Origin of the sequence: Streptoverticillium olivoreticuli subsp. olivoreticuli (assembly GCF_003391135.1) — a bacterium.
In the GTDB taxonomy this organism is placed as follows: Bacteria; Actinomycetota; Actinomycetes; order Streptomycetales; family Streptomycetaceae; genus Streptomyces; species Streptomyces blastmyceticus.
Genome location: NZ_CP031455.1, coordinates 8,218,896 through 8,233,609, shown reverse-complemented (window position 1 = coordinate 8,233,609; position 14,714 = coordinate 8,218,896). Strand labels below are relative to the sequence as shown.

6 protein-coding genes are annotated in these 14,714 nt (G+C 67.4%); 3 read left to right on the top strand and 3 right to left on the bottom strand.

Annotated features, from left to right (window positions below; translation table 11 throughout):
• The first annotated feature begins 232 nt into the window (after positions 1–232).
• Positions 233–10,003, top strand: coding sequence for a DNRLRE domain-containing protein (locus tag DXZ73_RS35600; RefSeq protein ID WP_162890457.1), 9,771 nt, complete (start codon positions 233–235; stop codon positions 10,001–10,003).
• On the top strand, positions 10,000–10,542 hold the full coding sequence (locus DXZ73_RS35595) for a HEAT repeat domain-containing protein (RefSeq protein WP_162890456.1): 543 nt from the start codon (positions 10,000–10,002) through the stop codon (positions 10,540–10,542). Before DXZ73_RS35600 ends, DXZ73_RS35595 begins: the two co-directional genes overlap by 4 nt.
• Positions 10,543–10,680: 138 nt before the next feature.
• Here the strand turns inward: DXZ73_RS35595 and DXZ73_RS38900 are convergent, their stop codons facing one another.
• Together DXZ73_RS38900 and DXZ73_RS40715 are read right to left on the bottom strand one after the other, a co-directional pair.
• Complete coding sequence (locus tag DXZ73_RS38900) at positions 10,681–11,019, bottom strand: hypothetical protein (RefSeq protein WP_205519296.1); 339 nt, start codon at positions 11,017–11,019, stop codon at positions 10,681–10,683.
• 206 nt (positions 11,020–11,225) lie between these two features.
• Positions 11,226–11,393, bottom strand: a complete 168-nt coding sequence (locus DXZ73_RS40715) for a helix-turn-helix domain-containing protein (RefSeq protein ID WP_425315939.1) — start codon at positions 11,391–11,393, stop codon at positions 11,226–11,228.
• 602 nt (positions 11,394–11,995) lie between these two features.
• Here DXZ73_RS40715 and DXZ73_RS35580 point away from each other — a divergent pair.
• On the top strand, positions 11,996–13,387 hold the full coding sequence (locus DXZ73_RS35580; protein ID WP_116209103.1) for an IS1380 family transposase: 1,392 nt from the start codon (positions 11,996–11,998) through the stop codon (positions 13,385–13,387).
• 318 nt (positions 13,388–13,705) lie between these two features.
• Here the strand turns inward: DXZ73_RS35580 and DXZ73_RS35575 are convergent, their stop codons facing one another.
• On the bottom strand, positions 13,706–14,671 hold the full coding sequence (locus tag DXZ73_RS35575) for a pirin family protein (RefSeq protein ID WP_116216093.1): 966 nt from the start codon (positions 14,669–14,671) through the stop codon (positions 13,706–13,708).
• Positions 14,672–14,714 lie beyond the last annotated feature (43 nt).

The window sequence follows — 14,714 nt, the reverse complement described above, 5'->3', positions numbered from 1 at the left end:
CTGTTCACCGCATCCACCTCAAGGTTTTGCAATATCGATCTTTATTCGGATACAACATCGACCGATGCCCGCCATCTGACTGGTTGTGGACATCTGCGGCAACCCCTGCCATTCGCGGGGGTTTAGTCGCGTTTCCGGACGATTCCCGATGTGGAGATTCTTCGTGATACCTGGCAGTCGGCGCGCCGGACCCGGTGCGCTCCGCCGCCGCGGTGTCTTCAGACATCGCGCCTTGTTCAGTCGACGGCCCGGCCTGCGCCGGGCCGTCGCGCTGACCGCAGCCATGCTGGTGTTCGCCGGCACTGCACCCTCCGAGGCCGTTGAACGGCCCGATTCCGGGCCCGGGCTGCCCGGCGTCAAGGGGCACACGAAACGCCCGGACGGCCAGCGCTGGGGCAGCGCCGCCGGACTGGACCACCTCGACGGCAGCGCCAAGCCCGTCAAGGCCGATGGCCCGCAGACGCTGCACGGCAAGTACGCCGTGGAACACCCGGACACCTCCGTCCCGGATGCCCACAACGAGGCCGAGGTCAAGGAGGCTCCGGCCAAGGACGTCAAGGGCTACGACCCCAAGAGCAGCACCGAAACCCCCGATAAACGGGATGAATTCCAGCGAACCTTCACCAACCAGGATGGTTCGCAGACCACTCAGTTCTCCAAGGAGCGGCTGAACTACCGGGCCGGGGACGGCAGCTGGCAGCCCATCGACGCCCGTCTGGTCCCCAGCGGCGACAAGGGCGCGGGCGGCTGGCGCAATGCCGCCGACAGCCTGGGCATCAGCCTCGCGGCCCGGGCCGACGCCAGGGACCTGGCCCGGCTCGTCGTGGACGGCGACCACGAGGTGTCCTTCGGCCTCGAGGGCGCCCAGCCCTCGGCCGGCCGCATCGAGGAGAAGAATCCTTCCGCCGTCACCTACCCCGACGTCCTCAAGGACGCCGACCTGGAGCTGATCTCCAGGCCCGGCGGTCTGAAGGAGGTCATGGTGCTGCGCTCGGCGAACGCCCCGCGCGGCTGGACCTTCCCGCTGCGGACCAAGGGACTGACGGCCTCCGTCGACAACGGCGACGTGGTCCTGAAGGACACGGGCGGCAAGGAGCGCGTCCGGATCCCGCACGGCTATATGGAGGACTCGAAGGTCAACCCCGAGTCCGGTGACGGCGCGATCTCGACCGGGGTCGACTACCGCATCGTCGAGCAGGGCGGCGGCCAGGCGCTGCGCGTGGAGCTCGACCGCGACTGGCTCTCCGCGCCCGGGCGTGCCTTCCCCGTGCGCGTCGACCCGCCCATGGTCGAGCCCGTCGGGGCTTCCTCCAGCATGTACGTGGAGAAGTCCGGCGGCAACAACTGGAGTTCGGCCTCCGAAGACACCCTGAAGCTGGGCTCGGTCACCGATGGCGGTACCACCAGCCAGGCCGCGACCTATCTGGCCTTCCCCGGCGTGGCGTCCAAGCTGCGCAATCACAAGATCTTCGGCGCCTCGCTCACCGTGCTGAACTACTGGTCGGCCTCTTGCCGCCCGCGCGAGGTGAACGTCCACCCGGTCACCGAGGCATGGACCGCGGGCAAGGGCCACACCTACCCCGGCCCCAAGTACGGTGCCAAGATCGCCGGTTCCTCCTTCGCGCACGGCTTCATCGCCGAGGGCGAGTCGAGCTCGGCGTGCCCGGCGGCCTGGGAGGCCATCGACCTCGGCACCAAGGGCCGCGACCTGGTCGAGGGCTGGACCGACGGCACCCGCCCGAACTACGGTCTGACGCTGCGCGGCTCGGACTCCGAGTCGATGAACTGGAAGAAGTTCTCCAGCACCAGCAGCTCCAACCCCCCGTCGCTGTACGTGACGCACACCCCGTACAACGCCAAGTACACGGTCGAGCGCTCCGCGCCGCAGCCGCCGGTCAGCCGCGGCACGGACGGCAAGGTCAAGATCAAGGTCACCAACCTCGGTGCCGAGACCTGGACGCCCAACACCTATGAACTGGGCTACCGGGCCTACAAGGACGGCAAGCTGGTCAAGCAGGCGGTCGCCGCTCAGCTGCCCAAGGACGTGCCCCGGGGTGCGAGCGTCTCCCTCGACGCCGTGGTCCACAAAGCGGACGCGGGCCAGTACCTCTTCGACTTCTCCATGGTCCGCAAGGGCAAGGCCGTCTTCACCGACGAGGGCATCCCGCCGGTGCGGCTGCAGCTGAACGTGGTGGCCATCCCGCCGGTCGTCGACGCCTTCCACCCGGCCAACGGCCACCAGTCCCAGACGCTCTCGCCCGAACTGTGGGCCAACGCCCGGGACATGGACAACACCGGCCAGAAGCTGCAGTACCGCTACGAGGTCTGCGAGGCCGGCAAGGACAACAAGCCCAAGGACTGCTTCTTCTCCGACTGGTCCCCCGACCGCAGCTGGGTCGTACCCGCCGGCAAGCTCTCCTGGTCCAAGACGTATCTGTGGCGCCCCTGGAGCAAGGACAACGCCGCCACCAGCCCCGAGCTGCCCTACACCACCTTCCTGACGACGGTCCCGCAGCCGGTCGTCACCTCGCACCTGGCCGGCTCGCCCTACGGCTCTTCCGACAAGCCCTTCGACCCGCAGGTCGGCAACTTCGCCACCTCGGCCGTCGACGCCTCGGTACCCACCGTCGGTCCGGACCTCACCGTGACCCGGACCTACAACAGCCTCGACCCGGTCACCGGCCGGATCTTCGGCGCCGGCTGGGCCTCGCGCCTCGACATGCGCGTGACCCCCGACGACGACGGCACCGGCAACGTCGTCATCGGCTACCCCGACGGGCAGCAGGTCCGTTTCGGCCGCAATGCCAACGGTTCCTTCGCGCCGCCGCAGGGCCGCGACGCCGTCTTCACATCCGTCAAGGACGGCGGCTGGGAGCTCACCGACAAGAACGGCGTGCGCTACGCCTTCCGCGCCGACGGTCGCCTCGCCCGGATCACGGACACGAGCGGCCTGACGCAGACGCTCACCTACGTGGACGGCAAGCTCGTCCAGGTCACCAACGACACCAGCAAGCGAAGCCTGTACTTCCAGTGGTCGGGCGCCCACGTCACCGCGGTCGGCACGGACCCGCTGGGCACCAAGCCGCTGACGTGGACGTACGAGTACGAGGGCGACAAGCTGACCAAGGTCTGCTCGCCCGAGAAGACCTGCACCACCTACGACTACACCGCCGGCTCGCACTACCGCAGCGTGGCCCTGGACTCCGGACCGTACGCCTACTGGCGCTTCGGCGAGGACTCCGGCGACGACGCCGTCAGCCAGGTCACCGTCAACCAGGGGAAGGACCAGGCACAGTACGTCGACGTCGGCCACGACGCGACCGGCCCGCTCAGCGGCACGGACGTGAACGCGGCGACGTTCAACGGTACCTCCTCGCGCGTCGGCCTGCCCGAGAACCTGCTGAACCTGCAGCGCAACCTCGCGGTCAGCATGTGGTTCCGCACCACCGGCAGCGGTGTACTGCTGAACTACCGCTCGGACAAGCACTCCGACTCCGCGGCCGGCTCCAGCGCCCCCGTGCTGTACGTGGGCGCCGACGGCAAGCTGCGCGGTCAGTTCCGCACCGGCGGCATCACGCCCATCACCGCCGCCGCACCCGTCAACGACGGTAACTGGCACCACGCCGTGCTCAGTTCGGACGGCGCGCGGCAGACCCTCTTCGTCGACGGCAGGAACAGCGGCAGCCTCGACGCGCCGGTCGACCACAGCATCCAGCGGTTCGCCGAGATCGGCACCGGCTGGGCGTACATGTGGCCGTCCGCTCCGTCCAAGGGCACCGCGTACTTCAAGGGCGACATCGGCGAGGTCGCCGTCCACCACAAGCCGCTCGGCACCGCGGCCGCGCAGTCGCTGTACGCGGCGCGCGCGCAGGCCGACCAGCTCGTCAAGGTGACGACGCCCAGCGGCCGTACCGCCGTCGAGGTCACGTACGACACGAACGTGGACCGCGTCGGCAAGCTGACCGACGTCAACGGCGGCCAGTGGAAGCTCGGCACCCCGGTCACGGGCCTGTGGGGCAAGGAGCTCATCCGCACCGTCCAGGTGACGGATCCGAAGGACCGCCGGCACTTCTACGACTACGACCCGCTCGCGGGCCGGCTGATCCGCTACGTCTCGCCGCTGCGCGACAGGCCCAAGGACGCCGAGAAGCCGAAGCCGAGCGTCTCCGCGTCGCCCGGTATCGCCGAGGGCGGCCTGTTCGAGGGCGGTGCGACGGGCACCGGCCAGCCCCCGGTCGACTACCCGGACCCCGAGTTCGTCGGTGGCGTCGTGAACGCCATGGGCGTGCGCGGCTTCGGCTACGACGAGCGGGGCATGCAGAACCACGTCGTGGACGAGAACGGCCACGCGCTCGACATGACGTACGACGGCCAGGGCAACGTCGCCACACGCACCAACTGCCGCGACAAGGGCGACTGCCAGACCACCTACTACAGCTACTGGTTCGACGAGAAGAACCCGGTCGATCCGCGCAACGGCAAGCTGACCGAGTCCCGTGACGCGCGGTCGAAGAACGCTTCGGACAACACCTACCGGACGACGTACTCCTACGACGCCCGGGGCGAGCTGACCGAGCAGACGGCGCCGGACGGCCGCAAGGCGGTCCGCACCTTCACCACGGGCAGCGAGCCGGCGTCCGACGGCAAGGGCACGATGCCCGCCGGGCTGCTGGCGTCGATGACCGACGCCAAGGGCAAGACGACCCGGTACGGCTACTCCGCCGGCGGTGATCTCGCCGAGACCACCGACCCGGCGGGGCTGACCACGCGCTACACGTACGACCGGCTGGGCCGCAAGCTCACCGAGACCGACGTCAGCGACTCCCAGCCGCAGGGCGTGACCGTCTCCTTCACCTACGACGGTGCCAACCGGGTGGTCACCACGACCAAGCCCGGAGTGAAGAACAAGGTCACGGACGTCACGCACACCCAGCGCACGACCGTCGAGTACGACAAGGACGGTCTGCAGACGCGCTCGGAGGTCACCGACCTCACCGGGGGCGACCCGGCGCGCGAGACCCGTACCGAGTACGACGACTCGGCGCGCCCGGTGCGGGTGACGGACGCCGAGGGCGCCGAGACCAGCTACGGCTACGACGTGCTGGGCAACCGGGTCTGGGAGGTCGACCCGAGCGGCACCCGGACGGAGACCGCCTACACGCCGCGCAACAGCGTCGCCGAGGTGCGAGTGCGGGACTGGAAGGGCGACCCGCAGGAAGCCCCCAAGGACGGCACGGACGGTCCGGGCGACGAAAAGGTCCTGGTGACCGACTCCTACGCCTACGACATGGCCGGCCGACTGACCAGGCACACCGACGCCATGGGCCGGACGCGGGCGTTCAGCTACTACGACGACGGCCTGCAGAAATCCGTGCGCGCGCTGGACGTGCCGCAGCCGGACGGCTCGACGCGGGACATCGAGCTGGAGCGCAACGAGTACGACGCGCTCGGCAGCGTCGTCCGCAGGACGACCGGCAACGGCTCGCTCGTCACCGAGTACGGCTACGACCTTTCCGGCCGTACGCAGAGCATCACCTCGGACCCGGGCAAGCTGGACCGCAAGGTCGCCTACAGCTACGACGACGCGGACAACGTGACCCGTGTCGTACACACCGGCCGGTCCTCCAACATCCCGTTCAGCAGCAGCAATTCCGAGATCGTCGACTACACGTACGACGCTGTCGGCCGTGAGCTGAGCGAGACCACCCAGAACGGCAAGCAGCGTCTGACGACCACCTTCCAGTGGGATCAGCGCGGTCTGCTGCTCGCCGAGACCGAGCCGCGCGGCAACGCCGAGGGCGCGAAGCCGGAGGACTACACCACTACCTACGCCTATGACGCGCTGGGCCGCCGGATCTCGGTGACCGAGCCGGCAGCGGACGTGGAGACCGGGCAGGAGGGCGACGCCGGCAAGCCGGTGAAGACCCGTCCGACCACGGTCACCGGCTACAACGTCTTCGACGAGGCCACGCAGTCCAAGGACCCGCAGGGCAGGCTGACCTCGGTCGACTTCAACAAGGCCGGACAGCCGACGACGAGCGCGTCCCCGTCGTACACCCCGCCGGGCGCCTCGGAGCCGATCACCCCGATCAGCCGCAACGAGTACGACTCGGCGGGCCGTATCACCGCAACCACTGACGCGCTCGGCAACACCAAGCGCTTCCGCTACGACCAGCTGGGCCGAATGGTGCAGCGGGAGGAGCCGCGCACTTCGAAGCTGCTGGGTCTGGTGACCGAGCCGGGCAAGACCGTGCCGTCGGGCGCGGGCGCCGTGTGGTCGTACACCTACAGCCGCACCGGCGAACAGCTCACGGAGACCGACCCGACGGGCGCGCGTACCGAGAGCACCTATGACGGTCTGGGCCGGTCGGCGACGACGACGCAGGTGGAGCGGAAGTCCGGGCAGACCCGGTACTTCACGTCCACCTTCACCTACGACGACGCCGACCGCATGGTCGCACAGACCACGCCCTCCGGTGAGACGACGCGCTACGCCTACGACGCGCTGGGGCAGTTGACCGGCACTGAGGACCCGGCGGGTGTGAAGACCCGTACCGGCTACGACATGTCCGGTCGCGTCATCAGCAACTCCGACGCGCTGGGCCGTCAGGTGCGGCAGACCTACGACCAGGCGGGCCGGATGACCGGCCAGCTGTGGCTGGACAAGGACGACAACCCGCTGCGCGACCGCAGCTTCCGCTACGACGCCGCGGGCAACCTCGTCTCCTCCACCGACGCCAAGGGCAAGACCACCGGCTTCACCTTCGACGCGCAGAATCAGCTCGTCCAGCAGATGGAGCCGGTCGCCTCCGGCAAGACGATCACCACAACCTTCGGTTACGACGCGAACGGCAACCGCACGCGTTACACCGACGGCCGCGGCAACACCACCCGCTACACCTTCAACGCCCTCGGCCTGCCCGAGTCGACGATCGAACCGCAGACGAAGGAGTACCCGACCGCCACCGACCGCACCTGGACCACGAGCTACGACGCCGCCGGCAACCCGGTCAAGCTGACCGAGCCCGGCAAGGTCGAGCACCTGCGCACGTACGACCCGTCGGGTCTGCTGCTGCGCGAGACCGGCAGCGGCGCGGAGGTCTCCACCCCGGACCGCGTCTACGCGTACGACGCCAACGGCCGCATGGTCTCCGCCACCGCGCCGAAGGGCGTGAACACCTACGAGTACGACGACCGCGGTCTGCTGACCGCGGCCCGTGGCGGCTCCGGTGACGCGACCTTCGGCTACGACGAGGACGGGCGCCTGCTCACCCGCGTCGACGCCGCCGGCACCGCGGTGTTCGGCTACGAGAAGGGGCGGCTGAAGTCCGTCAAGGACGCCCAGTCGCAGCAGCTGTTCAGCTACCGCTACGACAAGACCGGCGCCCTGGAAGGCATCGACTCCCCCGGCGTCGACCGCAGCTTCGGCTACGACGCGCTGGGCCGTCAGACCTCGGATGTCACCAAGTCCGTGGGGTCGGGGACGGTGCTGGCCACGGCCGAGTACCGCTTCGACGACAACGACCGCCTGATATCGAAGAAAACGACCGGTACCGCTGACGCGGGCGAGCAGAAGTACGGCTACGACGACGCCGGACGTCTGACCTCCTGGACCGACAGGGCCGGCAAGACCACCGCCTACGGGTGGGACGACTCCGGCAACCGCGTCCAGTCGGGCGACCGCAGGGCCGCGTACGACGCACGCAACCAGCTCATGTCGGACGGCGACTCGACCTACACCTACTCCCCGCGGGGCACCCGCAAGACGTCGTCCACGTCGGGTCTGGTGGAGGAGAGCCGCTTCGACGCCTTCGGCCAGCTGGCCAAGCAGGGCGAGACGTCGTACGAGTACGACGCCTTCGGCCGCCTCGTCGACCGCGACGGCACCCAGCACACCTACTCGGGTCTGGGTGACGACGTCGTCACCGACGGGCGCGGTGTCTACAGCCGCGGTCTGACCGGCGAGCTGATCTCCGTCACCCAGGGCGGCACGACCCGCCTGGCGATGGACGACCGTCACGGCGATGTCGTCGGCACCGTCGACGCGAAGGACACCGACCCGAAGTCGCTGGCTTCGTCGGCCGGCTTCGACCCGTTCGGCAGGACGACGGCGACGGCCGGTGAGCAGGTCTCCATCGGCTACCAGGGCGACTGGACCGACCCGAAGACCCAGCAGGTCAGCATGGCCGCACGCTGGTACGACTCCGGAACGGGCTCCTTCACGTCACGTGACAGCTACGCACTCGACCCGACCCCGTCCGTGGAAGCGAACCGCTACACGTACGGCAACGCGGATCCGCTGAACCACACGGACCCGACGGGCCACTGGCCCAAGTGGATCAAGAAGGCGGCGAGCAAGGTCTCGTCCGGTGCCAAGTGGGTGGGCAACAAGGTCTCGTCCGGCGCCAAGTGGGTCGCCGACAAGGTCTCATCCGGTGCCAAGTGGGTCGCCGACAAGGTCGTGTCCGGCGCGAGATGGGTCGGCAACCAGATCTCGTCCGGCGTCAGCTGGGTGTCCAGCAAGATCTCGTCCGGTGCCCGGTGGCTCGGCAACAAGATCTCGTCCGGTGCCAACTACGTACGCAACCAGTCCACCCGGGTCTACAAGTCCGCGGCGCAGATCTACCGCGAGAGCAAGCAGTACATCAGCGACAAGGCACGCGCCGCGAAGAAGTACATCGCGACGCACAACCCGATTCCCGTGCTGGCCCAGGCACTTCGCCCGGTCTACGCCGGCATGAAGACGGCCGTACAGATCGCGGTCAATATCCCGGCGGCAATCGTCCAGGAGACCAAGCACTTCGTCCAGGACGTGGCCAAGGTCGCCACCGAGGTCGCGAAGATCGTGGCCGATGTGAGCGCCCAGATGGTCTCGGCCGTCGACACGGCGATCACGGCGGTGTCCGAGTTCGCCCAGACCGCCGCGCCGTATCTGAAGGCGGGGCTGGAGTTCGCCGCCGAGGTCACCGGCGTCAACGACGCGATCAAATGCGCGACCAAGGGTGACGTCGAGGCATGCCTGTGGACGGCGGTCACGGTCGCGAGCGTCTTCGTTCCGGGGTCCACGGCGGCCGTGCGCGGGGCCAAGGCCGCGCGGATGGCCGGAAAGGTGGAGCACTTCGCCAAGGGCAGCAAGGCGGCCGAGAAGGTCGAGGAAGCTGCTGGGACCGCCTGCAAGATCAACAGCTTCACCCCGGAAACCCTGGTGGTGATGGCCGACGGAACGACAAAGCCGATCAAGGACATCCAGATCGGTGAAAAGGTCCTTGCGACAGACCCGACAACGGGCAGAACCGAAGCCCGTCCGGTGGAAGACGTCATCGTCGGCAACGGCGAGAAGCACCTCGTACGCCTCACCATCGACACCGACGGCGACAAGGGCGACGCTACCGACACCATCACCGCGACCGAAGGCCACCCGTTCTGGCTGGAGGACCAGCACACCTGGGTAAAGGCCAACGAGATCAAGCCGGGCGCGCTTCTGCGCACTTCAGCCGGTACATGGGTCAAGGTTCTCGCGACGCGGGCCTGGACCGCCGTCCAGCAGGTGTTCAACCTCTCGGTCGGCGGGATCCACACGTACTATGTGCAGGCAGGGGCCGCTCCGGTCCTGGCACACAACAACTGCGACGGCGAATCCTTCTATCGCGCAATGAGCGAGAAGGAATTCAACCAGCTGGGGCCGAACGGTGAGATCACTGTCAAGGGTACGGAGAATTTTGTCACTCAGTCCCGTGACTACCTTGAGGGCCTGAGAGGCAGGACCGCCAGAAAGGGAGGCAGGAATGCCGAAAAATACACCATTCTGGTCCGTTTTGAAATGCAATCAGGGACCCGCGATGCATTGATTTCGGCAGGCAAGACCCCTGGCGAAATCGGCAAGGACATCAACGCCGTGCACCTGAAGTCGGAACGTGGCGCCGACACCTTCGGCTTGAGGCCCGGGTCAGTCGGAGTGTTCAATTCAAGAATCACCAAATTCGGAAGGGTGAACGACTGGTGACCTTCTCCGAACATGAAATCCATCGAGCTGATCTGGTGGAATCGCTCGTGGACGGGTTCCTCACAGAGGCGGATGCCAGGTCCATCACAGACCGGCACCCCGAGATCATCGACGCCATTGTTCCCTGGATTCGCGAAGCGGCTCGTACAGGAAACTGGCCCAGGGTTGAAAAGTTCGCCAACTTGGCCGCCTCTCTGCGGGTGGTCGGCCTTGGTATGGCCCTGCAAGAGATCCTTGATTCAGATGCTCTGGGATACAACGCAGAAGATCTCGTCGATATCTTGGGAGAGATCCAGGAGGCAGACGCAGCAGCCTGCCTGCTTCGCGTGGCAGAACGCTCAGTCAGCAAGGATGCACCAGCGTACTGGCTGTGCCAAAAAGTGATCTCCTCCCTGGGTGAGATCGGCACACCGGAGGCATTCGAACTGACTCGCCAGATGACCGCCCCGCCATGGCCTGACGCTGTCCGATGGCATGCGGCTGCCGAGCTGGGAATCGAAGAGGAACTCGGGTTCGATGAGGATCGAATGTTGGGATAGCGTGTCACATTCCCAACCCTTGTCGGGTTCCGTGCGATGGAATATCCCGATGACTGGATTCCGAAAAATCTGCCGATAGCGTCATCAAAATGAAGCCCCCGCCAGGTACTGCCTGGCGGGGGCTTCCGCGTGAAGCGACTACCGGCGGGGCCCGGCCGTGCCCGACCGCTCCGCCCCCTCCGAGGCCGGCGGCGGAGACCCCGCCCTGTCATCGTCCCGCCCGGCAACAATCGCCGAGAAGAGATGGTTCTCCAGCAATGAGTCGAGGTGACACAGCGAGCCCTCGGCCAGGTGCCGCTGGCCGGCCCTCCACTCAGCGGCGTACTCCCCGAACCGCATCCCCCCGTACTTCGCGATCCGCTCCGCCCTCGCCTGGTTCCGGGGAGCCGCCTTCTTCTCGTTGTAGACATCCGCCAGCCGCCCGATGGCCGCGTCCTGGGTCGCGAACCCGGACTCCTCCACCTGCCTCCCCGACACAGCCCGATACCTGACCTTGTAACAGGTGCGGACACTTCGACCACCTCTACTGAGGGTGCTCACACTCCTTGAAAAACGAACCCATACCCCGTGGCAAAGACTTGATCGCCATGTGCAGTAATGCCTACAAGTTCAGAAGAGGGATCTGTGATGAAATTCAATGCCGGAGGCGGCAAACCTGGATGGCAGACCTTCTAGTCCACCGCTTATCCTCTTTGCTGCTTGATCCAAGCTTGAACCTCCGACACCTTGAACTGAATCTTCGCGTTGCGTCCCGCGCCAAACTTGTAGGGAATCAGGCCGACTTGGGGAGCATTTCTGTACATCCACGCCACGGACATGTTGAGATACTCGGCCGCCTGCTTTACATTCATGAACCGTGTTGACATGGCCAGTCATTTCCTTAGTGCAGGGCCTGCACTGCATAGCACCCCAAGCAGGCTCGGAAATTAAATGTGCGGAAATGCTGCACGTGGGCAGCTTCGGCCCGACTTGGGCACCGAAAACGCTGTTCAGGCAGTGGGAGCAAGGTTGCGTATGGGGCAGGAGCCAGAGGGCGCGTGCTGAAGCGCACCGGAGGCCGCCTGCGCCAGCTTCGTCTCCGGGTCGGCTGCCGTCGCTAGCGCCAGGGGTGGCTCATTGTGGCCCTTGCACAACTAGACCTCTCCGCAGTCGACCCCTCCAGCGTTGCGAAGTCGCCCATTACACCCGCCTTCACGCGTGCCTGCCGACAGTGGCGGCATGCCCTCCAGCCAGATCATCGCGAGAGTGCTCGATCGCCGGATGCGGCACTGGGCAAGATTCTGACACACTGTCAGAAAAGTCAGCATTGGGTCAGCATCAGGATGACTAAGCCTTGATCCACCGCCGGACGCCTTGTGGATAACGTCTTGGAAAACAAGAAAGTGCCTTGTGACCTGCAATGATGGGAGTTCTTCAGGCTTCCAGCACGCATAATCAGCAAGGCACTTCCGAGATGCAAGTTTCCCACACGCCAGCGGCGGTCTCCGCCGTGTTCGATGACCCGAATCTGATCGCGCATGCCGGGCTGGTCCCGGTGATGCGACTGGCCGGGCGGTGCGGTCTGCCCCGGCTGGTGACGGAGAAGGTGAGGCTGACCGGGGCGAAGAACGGCGCGGGTGCGGCGGCGGACGCCAAGGTCACCAGCATCGTGGCCGGCATGGCCGCAGGGGCCGACAGCATCGACGACCTGGGCGCGCTGCGCCACGGCGCGATGCCGACCGTGTTCCGAGGGATCCGTGCCCCGTCCACCCTGGGCACCTTCCTCCGCTCCTTCACCCATGGCCATGCCCTCCAACTCCACGCTGTCCACCGCAGGTTCCTCGCGGAACTGGCCGCGCACACCCCGCTGCTGCCCGGCTCCGACGAGAAGGCATTCATCGATGTCGATTCCACCCACAAACGCGTCTACGGCCGGGCCAAGCAGGGTGCCGAGTACGGCCGGTTCAAAGGCATCCGCACCCTGCACCCCCTGCTCGCCACGATCTGCACCCCCGCCTCCCGGCCGGTGATCGCCACCGTGCGGATGCGCCGCGGCAAAGCCGCCGACTCCCGCGGCGCCCCGAAACTCGTCAGCGAGGCCCTGGCCACCGCCGTCGAGGCCGGCTGCACCGGCATGCGCATCCTGCGCGCGGACTCGCAGTTCTACAACGCCGGTGTCATCGCCGCCTGCCGCCGGGCCGGCGCCCACTTCTCGGTCACCACCGGCATGAACCCCTCCATCAAACGGGCCATCCACAGCATCCCCGACACCGCCTGGCAGCAGATCACCTACCCGACCGCAGTGCCCGACCCGGAGACCGGCGACCTCATCCCGGACGCCGAAGTCGCCGAGATACCCGTCTACGCCGCCTTCGTCAGCCGCAGGAAAGCCTCGCGGGTCACGGCCCGGCTGATCGTGCGCCGGGTCCGTGACCTCGCCAAACCCGCCACCGTGGGCGAGCAGGGCGAGTTGTTCCCCGTCTGGCGCTACCACCCGTTCTTCACCGACAATCCCGCCCGGACCCTCCAGGCCGAGCAAGAACACCGCCACCACGCCGTCGTCGAACAGGTCATCGCCGACAGCAAAGCCTCCGCCCTGGCCCACCTGCCCTCGGGACACTTCCATGCCAACTCCGCCTGGCTGACCCTGTGGGCGATGACCTGCAACCTGCTGCGGGCGGCCGGCGCACTGGCCTCCGCCTTCCACGCCAAGGCCACCACCGCCACTCTCCGCACCCACCTGGTCCAGGTTCCGGCCCGGATCGCCCGCTCCGCACGACGCATCACCCTGCACCTGCCGCACAACTGGCCCTGGCAGCATGCCTGGACACACCTCTTCGACACCGTCCACGGCCCACCCGGCTGACACGACCAGCCCCTACCCGACCCGCCCACCGCCAGGGCCCAACCGGAACCGAACCCGTGGAAAAGCTGGGCAGACCAGCGACTACAACCTGCCCATGCCCAACCACCGACCTCAAACCGGCTCGAAACCGGTCACAAGATCACTCCCCAAACCACGTCGGTGGATCAGGGCTAAGGGTGTCCACAGATGGCCAAGCTTTGGAGGCAGGTCGTCCCTGATTCGGCTGTCGAGCTACGGGGCACTCGGCCCGGCTCGACGAGGAGCCGGGCCGAAGTACCGTGGTGACCGAACACCTTGTCCCGAGAGTGTTCGCCCAGCTCAGCGCAACCGCCCTCGCGGCTTCATGGGCACCGGCGGCAGCTGGGGAGCGGGCAGTCGGGCGCCGCCGTAGCCCTTCACCTCGCCGAAGCGGGAGCCCTCCGTCCAGTCGCTCCGGGCCTGCTCGATCTCCTCCTGCGAACGGCCCACGAAATTCCACCACATGAGGATCTCCTCCTCGAAGGGCTCGCCGCCCAGCAGCATCAGGCCCGCGTCCGACTCGCCGCGCAGCGGCAGCTCGGTGCGTCCGCAGCCGAGGTACAGCATCGTTCCCGGGGTGACCGGAACGCCGTCGACATGGGCCTCGCCCGACATGGAGAGCACGGCGTACTCGAAGTCGGGGTCGAGCGGCAGGCTCGCCTCGGTGCCGTGGGCGAGTGCCAGGTCGGCGCCGACGATCGGGCTGTAGGCGGTGCCGGGCGAGAGGGCGCCGTCGAGCTCGCCCAGGATCACCGTCGCGGTGAAGCCCGGTGCGGTGACCGTCGGCAGGTTCGCGTGGTGCTCGAAGTGCGGCTCCACGTTCCGGTGCGCGTCGGGCAGGGCGACCCAGAGCTGCGCGCCGTGCAGGTAGCGCGCGTGAGGTTTCGGGCTCTCCTCCGAGTGGGAGATCGCCCGGCCCGACGTCATCAGGCCGAGCTCGCGGGGGCGGATCGTCCGGAGGCTGCCGAGGCTGTCGCGGTGCAGCACCTCGCCGTCGTGCAGCCAGCTGACGGTCTGCAGCCCCATGTGCGGATGCGGCGGCACCTGCATGCCGGGCTCGTCGGCGATGTCGTCGGGGCCGTAGTGGTCGACGAAGGCCCACGCTCCGATCATGCGGCGGCCGAGGTTGGGAAGCAGCCTGCGCACCTCGGTCGACTCGCCGAGCCGGACATGACGCGGGGTGAGGAGTTCGCGCACCGGCTCCGCGGCGACGAAGCCGCGGCCGCCGCACGCGGAGAGCGTGGCCTGACGATCGAGATTGCTCATGGTCACAACGTAGCCCGGTCGCGCCTGCCGGGCAGCAGCGGGC